At 64.0% G+C, this 18,216-nt stretch carries 21 protein-coding genes; 10 read left to right on the plus strand and 11 right to left on the minus strand.

Annotation, left to right across the window (positions count from 1 at the left end):
* Window positions 1-45: 45 nt before the first annotated feature.
* The gene (locus tag CWE17_RS03205; RefSeq protein ID WP_131454931.1) at window positions 46-801 is read left to right on the plus strand and encodes a hypothetical protein; all 756 of its coding nucleotides are present in this window, start codon (window positions 46-48) and stop codon (window positions 799-801) included.
* On the opposite strand, the gene CWE17_RS03210 is transcribed toward CWE17_RS03205, so the two are convergent.
* Together CWE17_RS03210 and rsmH are read right to left on the minus strand one after the other, a co-directional pair.
* The gene (locus tag CWE17_RS03210) at window positions 788-1,336 is read right to left on the minus strand and encodes a DUF456 family protein (protein ID WP_131454932.1); all 549 of its coding nucleotides are present in this window, start codon (window positions 1,334-1,336) and stop codon (window positions 788-790) included. The genes CWE17_RS03205 and CWE17_RS03210 overlap by 14 nt on opposite strands.
* Window positions 1,336-2,262: a 16S rRNA (cytosine(1402)-N(4))-methyltransferase RsmH gene (rsmH, locus tag CWE17_RS03215; RefSeq protein ID WP_131454933.1), complete on the minus strand. Its 927-nt coding sequence runs from the start codon at window positions 2,260-2,262 to the stop codon at window positions 1,336-1,338. Before rsmH ends, CWE17_RS03210 begins: the two co-directional genes overlap by 1 nt.
* Window positions 2,263-2,305: 43 nt before the next feature.
* On the opposite strand from rsmH, the gene CWE17_RS03220 reads away from it, so the two are divergent.
* Both CWE17_RS03220 and CWE17_RS03225 read left to right on the plus strand, forming a co-directional pair.
* On the plus strand, window positions 2,306-3,490 hold the full coding sequence (locus CWE17_RS03220; protein WP_131454934.1) for an NAD(P)H-quinone oxidoreductase subunit H: 1,185 nt from the start codon (window positions 2,306-2,308) through the stop codon (window positions 3,488-3,490).
* Window positions 3,480-3,941 carry a thioesterase family protein gene (locus tag CWE17_RS03225; protein ID WP_131454935.1) on the plus strand — a complete coding sequence of 154 codons (462 nt, stop codon included), beginning with the start codon at window positions 3,480-3,482 and terminating at the stop codon, window positions 3,939-3,941. The genes CWE17_RS03220 and CWE17_RS03225 overlap by 11 nt, the downstream gene beginning before the upstream one ends.
* Before the next feature lie 168 nt (window positions 3,942-4,109).
* On the opposite strand, the gene CWE17_RS03230 is transcribed toward CWE17_RS03225, so the two are convergent.
* The 4 genes from CWE17_RS03230 to menA are packed head-to-tail and all read right to left on the minus strand — an operon-like array spanning window position 4,110 to window position 7,644.
* Complete coding sequence (locus CWE17_RS03230; protein WP_131454936.1) at window positions 4,110-4,388, minus strand: TM2 domain-containing protein; 279 nt, start codon at window positions 4,386-4,388, stop codon at window positions 4,110-4,112.
* A complete protein-coding gene (locus CWE17_RS03235; RefSeq protein WP_131454937.1) occupies window positions 4,372-5,664 on the minus strand; it encodes an AMP-binding protein in 1,293 nt (430 codons plus the stop codon). The genes CWE17_RS03230 and CWE17_RS03235 overlap by 17 nt, the downstream gene beginning before the upstream one ends.
* On the minus strand, window positions 5,661-6,662 hold the full coding sequence (locus CWE17_RS03240) for an o-succinylbenzoate synthase (protein ID WP_131454938.1): 1,002 nt from the start codon (window positions 6,660-6,662) through the stop codon (window positions 5,661-5,663). The genes CWE17_RS03235 and CWE17_RS03240 overlap by 4 nt, the downstream gene beginning before the upstream one ends.
* A gap of 4 nt (window positions 6,663-6,666) precedes the next feature.
* Window positions 6,667-7,644 carry a 2-carboxy-1,4-naphthoquinone phytyltransferase gene (gene menA / locus CWE17_RS03245; RefSeq protein WP_131454939.1) on the minus strand — a complete coding sequence of 326 codons (978 nt, stop codon included), beginning with the start codon at window positions 7,642-7,644 and terminating at the stop codon, window positions 6,667-6,669.
* Window positions 7,645-7,712: 68 nt separating this feature from the next.
* Here menA and CWE17_RS03250 point away from each other — a divergent pair, with 68 nt between their 5' ends.
* On the plus strand, window positions 7,713-9,128 hold the full coding sequence (locus CWE17_RS03250; protein WP_131454940.1) for an isochorismate synthase MenF: 1,416 nt from the start codon (window positions 7,713-7,715) through the stop codon (window positions 9,126-9,128).
* On the opposite strand, the gene gshB is transcribed toward CWE17_RS03250, so the two are convergent.
* A complete protein-coding gene (gene gshB, locus CWE17_RS03255; RefSeq protein ID WP_131454941.1) occupies window positions 9,116-10,042 on the minus strand; it encodes a glutathione synthase in 927 nt (308 codons plus the stop codon). The genes CWE17_RS03250 and gshB overlap by 13 nt on opposite strands.
* Window positions 10,043-10,053: 11 nt before the next feature.
* Window positions 10,054-10,317, minus strand: coding sequence for a glutaredoxin 3 (gene grxC / locus CWE17_RS03260; protein WP_131454942.1), 264 nt, complete (start codon window positions 10,315-10,317; stop codon window positions 10,054-10,056).
* 80 nt (window positions 10,318-10,397) lie between these two features.
* Between grxC and prfB the strand changes: the two genes are divergently transcribed.
* From prfB to CWE17_RS03290, 6 genes are all read left to right on the plus strand, one after another.
* Window positions 10,398-11,526 (plus strand): peptide chain release factor 2 gene (prfB, locus tag CWE17_RS03265; protein WP_131454943.1). Its coding sequence is split into 2 segments (ribosomal slippage): window positions 10,398-10,472 and window positions 10,474-11,526, totalling 1,128 coding nucleotides; the frame shifts between segments, so codons are not numbered across the junction.
* Window positions 11,527-11,565: 39 nt separating this feature from the next.
* Entirely contained in the window at window positions 11,566-11,745 is a 180-nt protein-coding gene (locus CWE17_RS03270; protein ID WP_131455205.1) for a DUF3285 domain-containing protein, read from the plus strand.
* Entirely contained in the window at window positions 11,742-12,311 is a 570-nt protein-coding gene (gene ybeY / locus CWE17_RS03275; protein WP_240789225.1) for an rRNA maturation RNase YbeY, read from the plus strand. Before CWE17_RS03270 ends, ybeY begins: the two co-directional genes overlap by 4 nt.
* A gap of 8 nt (window positions 12,312-12,319) precedes the next feature.
* Window positions 12,320-12,799 (plus strand): diacylglycerol kinase family protein, encoded by a 480-nt coding sequence (locus tag CWE17_RS03280; protein ID WP_131454944.1) that lies wholly within the window; start codon window positions 12,320-12,322, stop codon window positions 12,797-12,799.
* A gap of 8 nt (window positions 12,800-12,807) precedes the next feature.
* Window positions 12,808-13,416, plus strand: a complete 609-nt coding sequence (locus CWE17_RS03285) for an aminodeoxychorismate/anthranilate synthase component II (protein ID WP_131454945.1) — start codon at window positions 12,808-12,810, stop codon at window positions 13,414-13,416.
* Window positions 13,417-13,448: 32 nt separating this feature from the next.
* Window positions 13,449-14,186 (plus strand): MBL fold metallo-hydrolase, encoded by a 738-nt coding sequence (locus tag CWE17_RS03290; RefSeq protein ID WP_131454946.1) that lies wholly within the window; start codon window positions 13,449-13,451, stop codon window positions 14,184-14,186.
* Here the strand turns inward: CWE17_RS03290 and CWE17_RS03295 are convergent.
* Genes CWE17_RS03295 through argS form a run of 3 tightly spaced genes read right to left on the minus strand, consistent with a single transcriptional unit; the run spans window position 14,183 to window position 18,190 of the window.
* Complete coding sequence (locus tag CWE17_RS03295; RefSeq protein ID WP_131454947.1) at window positions 14,183-15,235, minus strand: asparaginase; 1,053 nt, start codon at window positions 15,233-15,235, stop codon at window positions 14,183-14,185. The genes CWE17_RS03290 and CWE17_RS03295 overlap by 4 nt on opposite strands.
* A gap of 13 nt (window positions 15,236-15,248) precedes the next feature.
* Entirely contained in the window at window positions 15,249-16,373 is a 1,125-nt protein-coding gene (locus CWE17_RS03300) for a histidinol-phosphate transaminase (protein WP_131455207.1), read from the minus strand.
* 11 nt (window positions 16,374-16,384) lie between these two features.
* Window positions 16,385-18,190 (minus strand): arginine--tRNA ligase, encoded by a 1,806-nt coding sequence (argS, locus tag CWE17_RS03305; RefSeq protein WP_131454948.1) that lies wholly within the window; start codon window positions 18,188-18,190, stop codon window positions 16,385-16,387.
* Between the last annotated feature and the right edge of the window lie 26 nt (window positions 18,191-18,216).

The following is an 18,216-nucleotide window of genomic DNA, read 5'->3' on the forward strand; positions in this document are numbered from 1 at the left end:
CGGTCAAAGCGGCTACCTTCCGGCCAGAACCGCCCCATCCAGGTCATGACCGACACGCCCAGCAGCAGCAGGCTGCATGTTCTGAAAGCCGTTGAAGACGGCTGGAATGCCTTCACCAAGGCACCCTGGCCTTTCATTCTCTACACCCTGCTGGTGGGTGTGCTCTCGCTGATCTTTCAAGCGATCGGCAATGCAGCCACCGGCGGCGGCAGCAACACAACTCTCGGCATCGGTGGCGTGATCCTCACGATTGTTGCAGTGGTGGGCTCCTGGATCGTGAGCCTCTGGGGTGTCACCGGCATGGTGCGCGGCTCCTGGATCGCCCTGGATGGACGCAAACCCGCCTTCGCAGAGTTCACCCGTTGGGATGGCGCCGCAGCCTCCCGACTGTTCGTGCGCTGGATCGCCCTGACCATTGTGTTCCTGGTGATCGCCATCATCTGCGGCCTGGTGGGCTTTGGCCTGGCTCAGCTCAATCAGGTCCTGATCTGGATTCCAGCCGTCGTGGCTCTGATCCTGTTCATCTATCTGAGCGTTAATCAGAAATTCCTGCCCTACGTCGCCCTGCTCGAGCAACGCGGCCCGTTTGACACCGTTCAGCGCGGTCGTGATGTGGTCGATCCCTCTTGGTGGTGGGTGGTTCTTCTGCTGATTGTGGATGCCGTCATCATCATCATTGGCGCTCTGCTGTGTGGCGTGGGCCTGCTCGTGGCCGCTCCGGTGGTGGCCTGCATTACCACTGCGGCCTACCGCCAACTGTTCGGCAACGAAGACCAGACCGGCCTGCTCAACGGGAACTGAGCAAAAGAAAGCCAACAACACCAAGAAAGGCCAGCACCACCTGCGCCACTCGGCTCACCAGGAGTCCGGCGACAACCGCAAGACCCACAACCGCCCCTCTCCGCAGGGCCTCAAGCCACCCCAGCATCCGGGGTGGCTTTTTTGTCGCCAGGGTTTCCACCATTGCGGCCCCCAACCAGGGGCCAAACAGCACGCCCAAGAGCGGTCCACCCACGGGCAAAGCCGGAAGTAGTCCGAAGAAACCGAACAGCAGACCTGCCCCCGCTCCGAGGACTGCCCAGCGACTGGCTTGAAGTCGGGCCGAAGCCAGACCCAGTGCCAGCACATCGGCACAAAGTCCGAGGCCGAACACGGCAAGAGCAAAAACCACAGAAGGCCAGGCCTGATCCCAACCCACCGCAAGCCACCAGATGCCTGCCCCGAGCGGCAACCAGATCAGCCCTGGCAAGAGAGGGAGCAAGGTTCCAGGGATCGACAGCAAGTGAACCATCAGGGCCAGCCACCAGAGACCATCACCCCCTGGCGCAGCGTCCATCAAGGCACGAGCGCGGCATCCCGGCGCCTGGCGATTCGCAGTTTGGCGCTGCGACTGCGGGGGTTCTGCTCCTGCTCCTCTTCTGAGGCAACCAGGGGGCGACGGGTGATGCGTTGCAAGCGCTCATCCTGAAGAAACGCCGTTTTCACGCGCCGATCTTCAAGCGAATGGAAGCTGATGATCGCCAGCAGCCCTCCGGGCTCAAGCCAGTCAGGAGCCTGCGCCAACAAGCGATCCAGCACCCCCAATTCATCGTTGACCGCAATCCTCAGCGCCTGAAACGTGCGCGTGGCTGGGTGAATGCGTCCTTTACGGGCCTTCGGGGGGTAACAACCAGCAACGGCATAGGCCAGAGAGGCCGTGCCGTCATAAGGACCCTGGGAGACCAGATCCGCCTTGATCCGCCTCGCGATCCGGCGGGAGAGACGCTCCTCGCCGTAGGCGTAGATGAGATCGGCCAATTCGGCTTCCGGCAGGCGTTCGATCAGCTCAGCTGCCGTTTCCCCACCGCCCTCCGGATTCATCCGCATATCGAGGGGACCATCGAGGCGAAAGCTGAAGCCCCGCTCCGCCACATCAAGCTGTGGGCTGCTTACGCCCAGATCGGCCAGCACCAGCGAGACCGGCTCCGTTGGCTCGTAATCAGCGAAGTTGGTCGCCACGATGGTGACCCGATCAGACATCGGTGCCAACCGCTGGGCAGCGGCGGCCCTGGCGGTGGGGTCTTGGTCCAGACCGATCAATCGCAGGCCGGGGTAACGCTCCAAGAGGAGCGCACTGTGGCCTCCCCCCCCCAAGGTGCAATCGAGAAGAACGCCCTGGAGGCCCAGGCCGCCAGGCTCCTCGACCAGCGCCTGCAAGAGCGGGTCAGCCAGCACAGGGACGTGCATGAACACCTGAGTGGAGCCGGGGGACTGATCGGGCATGGGTCCTTCCTAAGATCCCGTCACGATCGTTTTGCCACGGCCCATGACGCAGCTGGAAACGCGCACGGAGCCGATGGTGGTCAACTTCGGCCCCCATCACCCCTCGATGCACGGGGTGTTGCGGCTAGTGGTGACCCTGGACGGTGAAGACGTGGTGGATTGCGAGCCGGTCATCGGCTACCTCCATCGCGGCATGGAGAAAATCGCCGAGAACCGCACGAACGTGATGTTCGTGCCCTACGTGAGCCGCATGGACTACGCGGCAGGCATGTTCTATGAGGCAATCGTGGTCAACGCCCCGGAACGGCTTGCCAACATCCCGGTTCCGAAGCGCGCCAGCTACATCCGTGTTCTGATGCTGGAACTGAACCGGATCGCCAACCACCTGCTCTGGCTTGGCCCCTTTCTTGCTGACGTGGGTGCCCAGACCCCGTTTTTCTACATCTTCCGTGAACGGGAGATGATCTACGACCTCTGGGAGGCAGCCACCGGACAGCGCCTGATCAACAACAACTATTTCCGCATCGGCGGTGTGGCCGCAGACCTGCCCTGGGGATGGTTGGAGAAGTGCCGCGATTTCTGCGACTGGTTCGGCCCGAAGATCGACGAATACGAGAAGTTGATCACCAACAACCCGATTTTCCGCCGCCGGATTGAGGGCCTGGGAACCATTGGCAAGGAAGAGGCCATCAACTGGTCTCTGTCAGGACCGATGCTGCGCGCCTCAGGCGTGCCCTGGGACCTGCGCAAGGTGGATCACTACGAGTGCTACGACGATTTCGACTGGGATGTGGCTTGGGAGAAGGAGGGTGACTGCTTCGCGCGCTACCGCGTGCGCGTCGAGGAGATGCGCCAGTCGCTGAAGATCCTCCGTCAGGCCTGCGACATGATCCCCGGTGGGCCGACCGAAAACCTGGAAGCCAAGCGCATGGCCGAGGGCAAGGGCAGCGACTTCGCAGGCTTTGACTATCAGTACGTGGCGAAGAAGGTGGCGCCCACCTTCAAGATCCCGGAAGGGGAGCTCTACACCCGACTGGAATCAGGCAAAGGAGAGATTGGTGTGTTCATCCAGGGCAACAACGACGTGACCCCCTGGCGCTTCAAGATCCGCGCCGCCGACAGCAACAACCTGCAGATCCTTCCTCACATCCTGAAGGGGCACAAGGTGGCCGACATCATGGCGATTCTCGGCTCCATCGACGTGATCATGGGATCCGTTGATCGCTGACTCCTCCAGCTGGTTAACACTGTCGAGAACGGTGCGCTTCGGCGACACCGATGCAGCCGGCGTGATGCATTTCCATCAGCTGTTGCGCTGGTGCCATGAATCCTGGGAGGAGAGCCTGGAGTGTTACGGCACTAAAGCTGGTGAGGTCTTTCCTGGCTGCCGCGGCCAGGAGCATTGGCCTGAGATCGCACTGCCAGTGGTGCACTGCAGCGCCGACTTCCTGCGGCCGGTGCACGGGGGTGATCATCTCCAGGTTCTGGTTGCCCCGCAGCGGCTCGATCCAGGGAGCTTTGAGGTGCGCTATCGCTTCCAGCTGGATCACCAGGATGTAGCCCGTGGCTTGATTCGTCAGCTAGCGATCAGCAGCACGTCCCGCCGGCGTTGCGCCCTACCAGAAGCGATTGATCGCTGGCTGGAAGCATCGGCCCTTGGAAGCATCAGCGGCCTCTGAATGCCCAAACCCAAAGCAGTGCAACCACCTGGAGTGGGGCCAAACTGAGCAGCACCCCCAAGGGGTGAAAACCAGCCAGAGACTGGGAAGCAAACAGCACACAACTGAGTGCCGCCGCCGGCACAAAGAGTGCGACCGAACGCTGATGCCCCGTGAAACCAGGTTCCATTAGAACCATTGCTTCTGAGCATCGATATAAAGCTCGCGGAATTCCTCCGGAGTTTTCGTGAGATAGATGATTCCCTCGATCAGTCCGATCACTCCCATCACAAACGAGGCGACACCACAGGTCACCACGCCACCGGCAAGACTCACCACCAACATGATGATCCCGGCGTTATTAAAACCGAGCACAAATTTGTGCACGCCGAAGGAACCAAGAAAGACGCCCAGCAAACCCGCCGCAAGCTTCCTGTTACTAATTTCGGTGTCAGAAAGGGTGGTCATCGCGCGGCCTGATCTGCTCCGCTTTTAGCGACCGAAGCCAGGCCTGCCAACGCGCCCGCTCCCATTTGCCCGCAGCCGTCGGCTCAAGTTCGTCGCATCCATGCCAGGCGATTGGACGCTCCGCAGGCAGCCAATCAGACACAAGGGCTTTCAATCCCCCAAGTCGTCTCGCCGCAAGCTCAGGATTCCCATCAGCCCCCCTCCAGCGCACCAGGGCCACCAGCCGTTCACCCCACTCCCGATCCGCCACAGCCAACAGCAGCACCGCTTCAAGTGGCAGGGACGCTGAGCGAGCTGCAACCATCAATCGCGCCTCAAGCTGCGCGGGGAACACCGTGACCCCCCCGGAGTGAATCGCGCCATCCAGGCGGCCCAAGATGCGCAGCTGAGCCAATCCTCCACCCTGCACCAGCTGCGCCGCATCACCGGAGCGCCACCAGCCCTGAGCATCCGCCAACGCCTCCAGGGAGCCATCTTCAAGGAGCCTGGCCAGCGCAAGACGCTGGCTGCGCACCGCCAGCGCTCCATCGGCATCCACGCGCAACTCCACGTCCTCCAGCGGGGCGCCGCATCCCTCCTCTCCTGCAAGGAATGCCTGAGGGGCCTGAGCCGTCACCATGGCCGCCGTCTCCGTGGCCCCGTAGCAAGGGGCCAAGGGGAGCTGAAGGTCCCGGGCCCTAGCGGCAAGGTCGGCCGGCAGAAAAGCTCCTCCCACCCAAATCAACGTCATGGCCTGGAGCCATTCGACGCCGGCCGGCTCAGCCATCAGGCGCACCAGCTGGGTGGGCACTAGCGACAACAACATGGGCCGAGCGCACCAGTCCGCCCTGGCCCGACTCCAAGCCAGCAAGGAGGAGGGCTCCTTCATCAGAGTGGGAGCCAACCAGGCATGGGCCGCACCCCACTGGCGGGCCCGCCACCAGGGCATCAGACCGCTCACGTGCTGAATCGGCAGCGGATTCCAGACCAGCGCCTCGGAGGGCTCAACTCCGAGGCGTTGCAGCCAAAGCCCTGTGGCCCTGGCGGATTGGTCAAGATGCGCCGCGGGTTGCAGGCAGAGCTGCCTTCCCCCGGTGCTGCCTCCGCTGGCCAGCACCAGCCCAGGGCCCGCAGGCAGCGTTGGCACCACGATTGGCCACTGGCGAGCAGCTGACTGCGAGCGTGCGGCAGCGGCCTGCAGACGCACCCAACGGCCCTCTGCGAGATCCAACGCCAATTGGCCCGCTGCAGCAGCAGGTGCCGAAGGATCGCAGTGCAGCACCCTCCAATCGCTCATGACGCCCCTGCAGCGGCATCCCACACCTCTTGAGGATCCGCACTGAACAGCGGGCCCTCAGGGCACCAACCCGGCGCCAATCCTGGGGCCGTGGGCGTCGGCCCCTGCATTTGCAGCGCTGCCAAAAGGGCCAGCCAGCGCATGCCGATCCCCGTTTCAAACGCCGTGCTCAGCATCAAGCGAGGCTCTCCGGCGCGCAACCGGGCCAGCAGCGAGCGGGGGTCACCCTCGAGAAGTGGCCGCCGCACCTGCCAGCCAGGCCAGCACTGACGCCAAGCCGGATGGGCCAACAAGGACTCATCAAGCGCCACCGGCAAGCGTTCCGCCAGCTCCAGGTGTCCCTGGAGATCATCCGTCGCCAGGGGCTGCTCCAACCAGTCAAGGCGTGGCTCCCCTTCCAGGGCCCTCACCCAGCGATCGGCATTGGAACGGTCCCAGCCGCCGTTGGCATCCAAGCGCAGGCGAGCGCCGCTGGGCAGACGCTCCAAAAGCAGGCCGAGCAACAACCACTCCTGCTCCGGATCACTGGCCGCCACCTTCCATTTGACGGTGGGCGGCCGGTCGGGAGCGGCCTCCGCCAAAAGCCGATCAAGGGCCGCTGGCATGGCTGCACCGGCGGGCAGCAACCGGGCAGAGGACGGCGCCGGAAGCCAGGGCTGTCGTTCCCCATCGTCCGAACGGCCCACCAGGCCATCGAGCTCCCCGAGAGCCGCACCGAGAGCGAAGGCCACAGGAGCGGGAGCCCTCAGCAGCAGGGTTTCAAGTGATGCTCGCGTGCACTCGATGCCCTCAGGCTGGTGCCAGCGCGCCATCAGCTCCTCACAGGCGCGCCTCTCGGCTGGATCGAGAGGCGCCACCTCCCCCCAGCCCAGCCGTGCGGACGAACGCTGCTCCAGACGCAGCAGCCATCCCGATCGCTGCTGCCAGCGGCCATGGGCCGTCTGAAGCGGCTCGCGTAGGGCAAAGGCATAGGGCCTGAGCTGGAGCCGCATCACCATCGGCTCAGGCCAGGGGTCCGAATCCAAGCCAAGGCCCGAGCGCGAGACCCACACTCAAACCCAAACCATTCAGCGCCTGAAAGCGGAGGGCTAGGAATTTGCTGCCCACAACCCGATCAGGAGTGTGATGGTGCTCCCTCAACAGTCGAATCAGAGCGGCACCCGCGGGGAGAGCCAGCCCGCTCAACAGGGCTGTCAGAGGCCAGTCCCCCTGCAGGATCGGCACCCACTCCAACGCCAGGGTTCCGGCCACGAACCAAGGCACCAGGGCCGCAGCCCGCGCCGTTCCCAGCCGCACCACCGGCGAACGCTTGCCATGGGCGGCATCCTCGTCAGTCTGATGAAAGTGCGAGCAGAACAGCACCAGGGTCGTGGCCAGGGCAGGGCCCGCTCCTAAGCGAAGGGCGACGGTCCAGGGCACCCCGAAAGCGAGCGCTGCAGGCTCGGCGGACGGAGCCAGCACCAGCAGGGCTGCCGCCGTGGCGAAGGGACCGAACGCCAACCAGCAGAGCGGTTCCCCGAGGCCCAGGTAGCCGAGCCGGAAGGGCGGCCCTTGATACAGATAGCCGAGGCCACAGCTCACCAGCACCAGGGACAACACCGCAAGACTGCTGTGCAGGGCGACCACCAGCATCAGCAGTAGACCCAACAGCAGGGCGAGATTGGCCAGGCGGCGTACCGGTCGGCGCCGCCCCAGCAGGGCCACCACGGAATGGGGCTTGCCGTTGGTGTCAACGCCAGTTTCAGCATCGAACAGATCGTTGCTGAGGTTTTCCCAGAGCAGGAGCAGCACCGCTGCCACCAGAAAACCAAGGGCCTGGCTCCAACGCACGGGCTGGCCTGCGGCCAGACGCCAACCTGCCGCCAACACCACGGGCATCACGGCCACGGAATACATCGGCCACTTGATCGCGGCCTTCCAAAGCCGACGCCGCTCGGCCACCGGGGCGTGAAGGGATGCAACAGCCTGACGATCTGGCATGGACTCGGCCCCTGAACCCCGCATGAAGGCCCATACATTTGAGCAGCATCACCCACCCATGCCGCCGGATGACGGCTGAGTCCAACACCAGCCCTGCCGAGATCCGCTTCAGCGAGCTGCTGGACCGGGCCATGCATGTCTGGCGACAGCGGCAGGGAGAAGAGGGAGTCTTCAGCCTGGCCCTGCCCCTGGTGGGACTGGACCCCCTCACCCAGCTCCCCCTGCTGGAGTCCCCCGACCCCTTCCGCTTCCTCTGGGATGGGGCACCAGGTCTGAGTCTGGCGGCAGCTGGGCGCTGCCATCACCTGGATCTCGCAGGACCAAGACGTTTCGAGCTAGCCCAACGCTTTAGCGACGCAACCCTGGCCCGGGTGCTGGATGGCAACCCGGAGGCTCCTGCCCAGGCTCGCTCCCGCATCTTGCTGGCCTTCTCCTTCTTTGAGCAGAGTGGCGAACAGCAACCAGCTGGTGGCACCCCGTCGGTTCAAGCCGTACTGCCCCGCTGGCAGCTGAGCTGCCATGGCCGACAGGGATGGCTGCGCCTGCATGGCGTCGTCAACCAAAGCAGCGATGTGCGTTCGCTGGCGGAAACGCTCTGGTTGATGGCTGAACGGCTGCAGCAGAACCCAAGTGGCCAGAGGAAACCAGGGATCTCGACCGTCAGCGGCACCACGATTCCAGGAGCCTGGGAGCAGCGTTATGCGCCGACCCTGCGCCGAGGCATCGAGCTGGTCAACGACGGGGAGCTGCACAAATTGGTGTTGGCGGTGCGCCAGTCGATCCAACTTGAGGCCCCACTCGACCCTCTGCCATTGCTGGATCGGCTGCGTCAGCAACAGGCGGGGAGCTGTCGCTTCCTCTGGCAACGCCACAGGGATGACAGCTTTTTCGGGGCTTCACCGGAACGTCTGCTCAGTCTGCGCAACGGCCAGCTACGCAGCGATGCTTTAGCCGGAACCGCCGGTCGCAACGAACAGGCCATCAGCCTGCTCCGCTCCGATAAAGACCGACGGGAGCATGAACTGGTGGTGCAGGCCATCACCGAACATCTGCGCGCCCAGGGATTGCAGCCGCGCCGCCCCCGTCGTCCCCAGCTGGCACGCCATGGCCAGCTGGTGCATCTCCACACCCCGATCACCGCCGCGGCCCCCGACCAGCAACCGCTCACCCTCGCCGGTGCTCTGCATCCAACACCAGCCGTAGCCGGGCTGCCACGCCGGGAGGCGATGACCTGGCTGCGCAGCCTGGAACCATTCGAACGCGGGGGGTACGCCGCACCGATCGGCTGGATCGACAGCGCCGGAGATGCGGAGCTACGGGTGGCGATCCGCTGCGGCCATGCCCGAGGCCGCCAATTGGATCTCACAGCCGGAGCAGGCCTGGTGCGCGGTTCGGTGGCCGAACGCGAATTGCAGGAAGTGGGACTCAAGCTCACGGTGCTGGCGGATCAGCTTGAGCTGCGCCCCCAGCTTCACTGCACCTGAGCCTGAAGCCGCTCGATCACCTGGTCAGCCAGGGGCCGCTGCATCAGACGCTCCACCTCACGGATGCCAGTCGGACTCGTGACATTGATCTCACTGAGCATGCCGCCGATCACATCAATCCCCACGAAGAACAAGCCTTCGGCCCGCAAGGCGGGGGCAAGGGCTTCGCAGATGAGCTGTTCTCGTTCCGTCAGCTCAGTCGCTTCTGGATGACCGCCCACTGCAAGGTTGCTGCGGAATTCCCCTTGCTTCGGCCGCCGGTTCACCGCCCCGAGCGGTTCACCGTCCACCAGCAGGATCCTCTTGTCACCAGCGCTGACCTCGGGCAAGAAGCGTTGGGCCATCACAGGCAGCCGCTCCTGTTCAGTGACCAGTTCGAGCAGAGCACCGAGCCCCGGAGCATCGGCACTGACCCGAATCACACCGAGGCCGGCACGCCCCCCGAGGGGCTTGAGCACGATGTCCCCCTGCTCGCGCGCGAACGCTTCCAGCTCCTGAACGCGACCAGCCACCAGGGTCGGGGCCATCCAGCGACTGAAACGCAGGGCGCCGAGCTTTTCGTTCCAAGCGCGCAGCGAGGAGGGCCGGTTAAGAACGCGAACGCCGGCCCGCTCCGCCACTTCCAAAAGATGCGTGGCATAGAGATAAGCCTCATCCACGGGCGGATCCTTCCGCATCCAGATCACGTGAAAGCGACTCAGGGGCAGACGCTGCCCTTCGCCGATCGTGATCCAGGGTTCCGGCTGCACGGGCGCGGCCACAGCAAAGGGCTCATCGGCCAGAGCGATCAGATCAGAAGGGGTGCACGCCCAGAGTTCGTGACCTGCCCTCGCCGCAGCCTCCATGAGGGCGGCGGTGGAGTCTTTGGCTGGATTGATGCGCTGGAGTGGATCCAGCACGAACAAGTGACGCATGGCGAGCAGCCTCAGGCGTCACCAGCGAGCAGAGCATCAAGCTCCCCGGCCCGTTCAAGGGCATGGAGGTCGTCACAACCACCGATGTGTCGATCGGCGATAAAGATCTGGGGCACACTCCGACGACCATCGCCGCGGGCGGCCATGGCATCACGACCCGGCTCATCACCATCCACAGCATGTTCGGTGTAAGCCACCCCCTTGCGATCCAGGAGCTGCTTGGCCCGGATGCAGTAAGGGCAGGTGCGCCAGGTGTAAATCTCAACCGAAGCCATGGGGAAACACGCCGAGCTTTTGGATCCTATGCAGAACGACCTCGCTGATAGGTTCAACCCATTGGATCAGCTGGCAACCGTTGCTCGACCTCACCGACTTCAAGCGCGACCTTTCTGAGCTCACCGACCGCCTGGGCCATGCCCAGGACTGTCTTTGACGTTCCTGCCCTCAAAGCCAGACAGCAGGACCTCGAACAGCTCGCCGCCCAACCGGACTTCTGGGACGACCAACAGAACGCCCAGAAGCAGATGCGCCGCCTCGATGAGGTGAAGGCCCAACTCGAGCAACTCGGCCAATGGAGAAGTGCCGTCGATGACGCCCAGGCCACCCTGGAGCTCTACGACCTGGAACCTGACGACGAGATGCTCAGCGAAGCCCAGCAGGGGCTCACCACGCTGCGCAACGACCTGGACCGCTGGGAGCTGGAACGCCTGCTCAGTGGTGAGTACGACAAGGAAGGTGCCGTGCTTTCCATCAATGCCGGAGCCGGCGGCACCGATGCCCAGGACTGGGCATTGATGCTGATGCGCATGTACACGCGCTGGGCCGAAGACCACGGGATGAAGGTGAGCGTCGACGAACTCAGCGAAGGTGAAGAAGCAGGCATCAAGAGCTGCACGATCGAGATCGAGGGCCGCTACGCCTACGGCTATCTACGCAATGAAAAAGGCACCCACCGCCTGGTTCGCATCTCACCGTTCAACGCCAACGACAAGCGCCAGACCAGCTTTGCCGGTGTGGAGGTGATGCCAAAGATTGAAGAGGAGGTCAAGCTCGACATCCCCGAGAAGGACCTGGAGATCACCACCAGCCGCTCCGGTGGTGCCGGTGGTCAGAACGTGAACAAGGTGGAGACGGCTGTGCGCATCCTGCACATCCCCACCGGCTTGTTTGTGCGCTGCACGCAGGAACGCTCCCAGCTGCAAAACAAGGAGAAGGCGATGGCACTGCTGATGGCCAAGCTGCTGGTGATCGCTCAGGAACAGCGGGCTGCAGAGATCGCCGACATCCGCGGCGACATCGTTGAGGCGGCCTGGGGCAACCAGATCCGCAACTACGTGTTCCACCCCTATCAAATGGTGAAAGATCTCCGCACCCAGCACGAAACCACCGATGTGCAAGGGGTGATGGACGGTGATCTCGATCCCTTCATTCAGGCTCTGCTGCGCCAGGGTGTGGACAGCCCAGGCCGTGAAGAGGACAGCTGAGCGATGAACACCAATCCGGCGCCAAACGACCCCGCCCCCATGGATCCCACGACCAGCGAGGGGGCGCCGACACCACCACCCAGTTTCGTGAAACTGGCCATGCGCAACATGGTGCGCAAAGGTCGCCAGAGCCTGTTCCACTTCGGGTTGACGGCCTTCGGCTTCATCGGCTTCATCCTGGTGGTCGCCTGGCTTGGGCGACCGACCCTGCCGCAATGAGCCCAACTGCGGATCCAGTGATCAGCATCGACCTCGCCTTCCAGGCCGCACCCTCTGACCTGATGGACGCCGAAGCCGATGCTCAGCTCCAGGAACGGCTCAACACCCAAGACGCTTGGGAGCTGGACTTGATCACCTGGCTCACAGCCATGCGCAGCGACGCGAGCCTGGTCTGCCCAGAGACCGTACGGACCGCAAGCGAGTTCAGCCTTGGTCTGCAGTTCTGCGATGACCCAACAATTGCCGCCCTCAACGGACAGTGGCGTCAGAAGCCCCAACCCACCGATGTGCTCTCCTTCCCTGCTCTGGAGGGGGATCCGCCGATCGGGGCCGATGCCTGCCTGGAACTCGGAGACATCATCGTGTCGGTACCGACCGCTCAACGGCAGGCTGACGAGCATGGCCATGACCTGCTGCACGAACTGCGCTGGCTCGTGAGCCATGGGTTTTTGCATCTGCTGGGCTGGGACCATCCCGACGATGCTCAGCTCAACGCCATGCTCCAGTGCCAGGAGCGTCTGCTAGCCATCAACGGTAAGGTTCAGTCCCAGGGTGAGATCAGCTGAATCAACAGATGGGATCACTGCTGCACTCCGAAGATGACCGCTCATTGACCGACGAGCTCAGCCACGCCAGCAGCCACGCTGCCGCCAGCCACAGGGCCGCGCGGCGCGGGGCCTGGCGCATCGCCGGTGACCTGCCCGCGAGCTTCCGCTACGCAGCTCAGGGCCTGGGCTACGGCTTCGTCAGCCAAAGGAACTTCCGAATCCATGTGGTGATCGGGGCGGTGGTGTTCAGTCTTGGCCTCTGGCTGCAACTGCCCACCATCCAGCTGGCCGTACTCGTGCTCACGGTGGCGGCGGTGCTGGTGCTGGAACTGCTCAACACTGCGATTGAAGCAGTGGTGGATCTGGCGATCGGTCGCCGCTTTCATCCCTTGGCAAGAATCGCCAAGGATTGCGCAGCCGCCGCCGTGCTCGTGGCAGCGATCAGCTCCCTGCTCATCGCCTTGCTGCTGCTCCTCCCTCCCTTGCTGGAGCGCCTTCACGGATAATCGCCCCCATGCTCCTGGTCATCGACAACTACGACAGCTTCACCTTCAACCTGGTGCAGTACTTCGGTGAGCTCGCCGACCAGCACCCGCTGGCTGCGGATCTGCGGGTGGAGCGCAATGACGCCCTGAGCCTGGACGAGATTCGCAGCCTCAATCCCGACGCGATCCTGCTCTCCCCAGGGCCTGGGGACCCAGACCAGTCGGGAGTCTGCCTGGAGGTCCTGCGCGAACTTTCGCCAACGGTGCCGACCCTGGGAGTGTGTCTCGGCCATCAGGCCCTGGCCCAGGTGTATGGAGGTCGCGTGGTGCGGGCAGCGGAGCTGATGCACGGCAAGACTTCACCGGTGCTGCATCAGGGTGATGGCGTGTTCGCAGGCTTGCCCCAGCCGCTCACCGCCACGCGATACCACAGTCTGATCGCTGACCGCGAGACCCTACCCGCGTGCCTGGAGGTGACGGCCTGGCTGGAAGACGGCACGATCATGGGCCTGCAGCATCGGGACTTTCCCCACCTCCAGGGCGTGCAATTTCATCCCGAGAGCGTGCTCACCGAAGCCGGGCACCAGCTCCTGGCCAACTTTCTGAAGTTGGCGGAGGGTGGCGCCCACCACTGCTAGCTTCCAGCTTCCATCGGACTCCGACTCCGCCCATGCTTGTCCGCCCGCTGGCCTCGGCCCTGATTGCAGCAGCACTGCCCGCAGCGGCACTGGTTGGAGCAGCACAGCCCGGAGCGGCGATCGCTGGTGGCGTCACAATCACCAGCTATGGCCACAGCGCCCTGCTGATCAATGGTGGCGGCCAATCGGTGCTCGTGAACCCCTTCAAGGCCGTGGGCTGCGCCAAGGGCCTTCGGGAACCGAGGGTCAACGCCACGGTGATCCTGGCCAGCTCAGAACTGGCCGACGAGGGTGCCCGCATCGCAGGGGGCACCTTCCTCTCCAAGCCTGGTTCCTACAGGGTCGGCGGCTTGAAGCTTGAAGGCTTCGCCGCACCCCATGACCGGGTCGGCGGACGACGCTTCGGCCAGTCCACCCTCTGGCGCTGGCAACAGGGAGGATTGAGCTTCGCCCATCTGGGGGGCACCGCGGCTCAGCTCAGTGGTGAAGACAAGGTGCTGCTGGGTCGCCCGGATGTGCTGATCATCGGTGTCGGTGGCGGCGCCAAGGTCTACAACGCTGCGGAGGCCGCCAAGGTGGTGAAGGAGCTCAATCCCCGTCGGGTGATCCCCGTGCAGTACGTGAGCGGATCCACCCCTGCGGGCTGCGACCAAAGCGGGATCCAGCCCTTCCTTGATGCCATGGCCGGTACGGAGGTGCGTCGTGTTGGCACCACCCTCTCGGTTCCCACCGGCCTCGGCGATGGCACCGTCATCGATGTGATGCGCTAGTGCGTCAGCAGCAGGTCGGCGAGCCGCTGGCGGTCCGCCCCTTGCAGCAGCGCCAACAGCACCAGCACCCTCGCTTTCTGGGGGCTCAAATCTTCCGCTGGAAGCAAACCGAGCAGCTCATCATCCGACCGCGCCGGCACCCGACCCCGGCCGGTGCGTGACGTGCGAACGAGCAGCGGAACCTCCTGGCACCTCCCCTGCGGCAGGCACTTGCGCTCCAACGCCAGCCGCTCGAAACAAGAGAGCTGTCCCGCCCCGGTTCCCGCAAAGACCAAAGCATCGACACCCGCGTCGATCAAGGCCTCAATCAGTCGCGTCGACGGCTGCACGTAGCCATACAGGATCTCCACCAGCGGCCAGCATTCAGGGTCCGGCATGGCCGCGAACGAGGACCGATCAACCACCAGCCCGGAATCGGTGGTGTGGCGATGGCTAGGTGTGCGGGTGAAGCGCACGCCATCACCATCGACCGTGCCAAGGCGCCCGTGACCGGGGGAGCGAAAGGCTGCGACCCCGGAGCAGGCGACCTTCGTCACCTCGCGGGCACCATGAATCTCCCCATCCATCACCACGAGAACCCCACGACCAACAGCCTGGGGATGCACGGCCACTTGAAGGGCCTGCAACAGGTTGAGGGGACCATCCGCACTCAACGCTGTGGAGGGTCGCATGGCTCCCACCAGCACCACGGGCCTGGCATGACCGAGTGCGAGATGCAACCAGTAGGCGGTTTCCTCAAGGGTGTTGGTGCCATGGGTAATGACCACACCGCTGAGGCCGGGATCCTGACGGAAGGCTGCATCGATCCGCCGCAGCAGCTGCAGCCAGAGCCGATGGCTCATATCAGCGCTGTCGATGTTGGCGAGCTGTTCCACCTCCAGATCGGCCACGCAGCCGGCATCCGGCAACGCTGCGAGCAACTGCTCACCATCGAGCACCCCGGCGTTGTAATCCTCCAGGGCAAGGCGCGACTCAGCGGTGCCGGCGATGGTGCCACCCGTGCAAAGCACCAACAGACGGGGGAGGGACTGGGAGGGCCGCTCGCTCATCAGCAATCAGTCTTCAGGGACGGGGGCCTGGAGCGGCCAAGGAGACATACACCTCCCAAAAGTGCTGCATCTGCTCGGTGGTGCCGATGCTGACCCGCAGAGAACCGTCGATCTGGGGCTTACCCGCCATCGATCGCACGAGGATCCCCGCCGCGCGCAACTCCGCCTCCACCTCCGCAACGGCCCGCTGCGGCCAGATCAAGAGATAGTTCCCTCCGGCTGCGTGGAAAGAAACACCAGATCGTGTCAACTCCGAGACGATCCAGTCACGGGCCCGTGTCACCTCGGCCACATAGGCATCGGTATAAGGCTGGTCCCGAAGGGCCGCGAAAGCAGCGGTCACCGCCACGCTGTTCACGTCGTAGGGACCAGTGACCCGACTGACGCGATCCACCACAGCGGCGTGACCGATCGCAAAACCGATGCGCAGGCCTGCCAGACCCGCCGTCTTGGCCAGGGAGCGCAACACCAGCAGATTGGGAGTAGCGGCGAAATCGGCGCTCGGCAACACACTGTCGCCGGTGAATGCCTCATAGAGCTCATCCACCACCACCAACGTGTCGGGGGCAGCAGCCGCCAGCGCCAGCACCTGACCCGCCTCGAGACGGGTGCCCGTGGGGTTATTCGGATTGCAGAGCATCAGAATCCGCGGCTTCCGGCCTAGGGCCGAACGGATGGCATCCAGCGGAAAGACGAACCCAGGCATGCCATGGGGGATCGCCTCGATCGTCATCCCCTGCATGGCAGCGCAAGGGGCGTAGTAACCGAAAGTGGGACTCGTGGTGAGCAGCGTGTCACCGGAGGCGCCATAGGCATGGATGACGGCATGGATCGCCGCATCCACCCCGTTGAAGAGGCCGATCTGATCAACGGTCAGCGGGACACACAAACCCGAAGACGAGGCCGCCAGATTGGCCATCAAGGCCTCCCGCAGTCCGTCGTACTCGGGATAGATGGCGATGTGATCGGCGGGAATGGCCCGGATCGCCTCCAGCACCTTCGGGCTAGGACCAACCGTGTTCTCATTGAAGTCGAGTCTCAACAAACCCCGCCGACCTTCAAGAGGAGCGCTGTAAGCCTTCAGTCGCTCCACGTCGAGACGCGCTGCAGGACCCTCTTGCCGTTGCTGCCTGGCCATCGAGGTGTCGCTCACATCCGCTCCAGGGTGGCAATGCCCAACAGTCCTAGGCCGCACTTCAACGTATCGGCCGTGAGCCTGCACAGGGCCAACCGGGAACTGAGTGTGGCCCCTTCGGCCTTGAGCACCGGCACCTGGTCGTAAAAACGGTTGAACACCTGGCTGAGCTCAAACAGATAGCTGCAGAGACGATTGGGCAGCAACTCCTCCTCCACCTCGGCGATCACAGCATCAAATTTCAGCAACTCCCTCACCAGAGCCCACTCCTGGGGCTCGCTGAAGCTCAAGCTGCCCGCCTCTGAGGCGGCGGAGGCTTCCAGATCACCACCCTTGCGGGCAATCCCCGCGATGCGCACCACCGCGTAGAGCAAATAGGGCGCCGTGTTGCCTTGGAGGGCGAGCATCCGATCAAAGCTGAACTGATAGTTGGTGATTCGGTTCTGGCTGAGATCGGCGTATTTCACCGCCGCTAGTCCCACCGTGGTGGCCACATGCTGGATGAACGCCTCGTCCTCGCTGCGGCCCTCGTCCTCGAGGCGGCGACGCAGGTCCGCTTCCGCTCGCTCGACGGCTTCATCAAGAAGATCGCGCAGGCGGACCGTGTCGCCAGCCCTGGTCTTGAGCTTCTTGCCATCGTCGCCCTGCACCAACCCAAAGGGCACATGTTCCAGACGTCCGTTCTCGGGGATCCAACCCGCACGACGGGCCACCTGAAACACACCCGCGAAGTGATTGGCCTGGCCCGCATCCGTCACATAAATCACGCGGCGAGCACCATCACCATCCGGCACTGCTGCGTAGCGATAGCGAATCGCCGCCAGGTCGGTGGTGGCGTAATTGAAGCCCCCATCACTCTTCTGCACGATCACTGGCAGCGGTTTGCCGTCCTTGCCGCTCACGCCCTCCAGAAACACGCATTGGGCTCCGTCATCGGTCACCAGGAGCTCCGCCTCTTGCAGGCCTTCAAGCACAGCCGGCAGATACGGGTTGTAGAAGGACTCACCCCTCTCGCTCAAGCGGATGTCGAGTCGGTCGTAAATCTTCTGGAATTCACGACGGGACTGATCGCAAAGCAGTCCCCAAGCTTTTAGCGATACCGGGTCACCGCCCTGCAGTTTCACCACCTCCTCGCGGGAGGTGATCTGAAACGCCTCATCGTCATCAAAACGCTTCTTGGCCTCGCGATAGAAGGCCACCAGGTCGCCGAGGTCCACCGCATCAGCGGTCTCCAGAGCGGCAGGCGCCACCTGCTTGAGATGGGTGATCAGCATCCCGAACTGAGTGCCCCAGTCGCCCACATGGTTGAGACGCAGCACCGGATGGCCACGGAACTCGAGCACCCGCGCCAACGAGTCGCCAATGATCGTGGAGCGCAAATGGCCCACATGCATCTCCTTGGCAATGTTGGGGCTAGAAAAATCCACCACCACCGGTGCCGAGTTCTCCACCGGCGGAACGCCCAGGCGGGGATCTCCGAGCCGGGTGACCACCTCCGACGCCAGCCGCTCAGGGCGAAGGGTGAGATTGATGAACCCAGGGCCCGCAATTTGGGGCTCCAAGCAGAGATCGGTGAAACCGGGGTTTGCCTGGAGCTGCTCCACGATCGCGGTGGCGATCTGCCGCGGCGCCTGCTTCAGGGGTTTCGCCAGGGGCAGGGCACCGTTGGCCTGAAAGTCACCGAACTCCGGCTTGCTGGCCGGGGCCAGCTGGGGGTCGAGCGGCCGCCCGTCCTCACGCGCTTGTGCTGCCGCTGCTGGAAACGCCCGTTCCATTGCTTCGCGCAGCTGGGTCTCCAGGGTGTGGGCGATGCGCAGCATGGAAGGGGAATGGGGCAGGGCCTGGC

This window comes from Synechococcus sp. BS56D, assembly GCF_004332405.1.
Taxonomy (GTDB): Bacteria; Cyanobacteriota; Cyanobacteriia; order PCC-6307; family Cyanobiaceae; genus Synechococcus_C.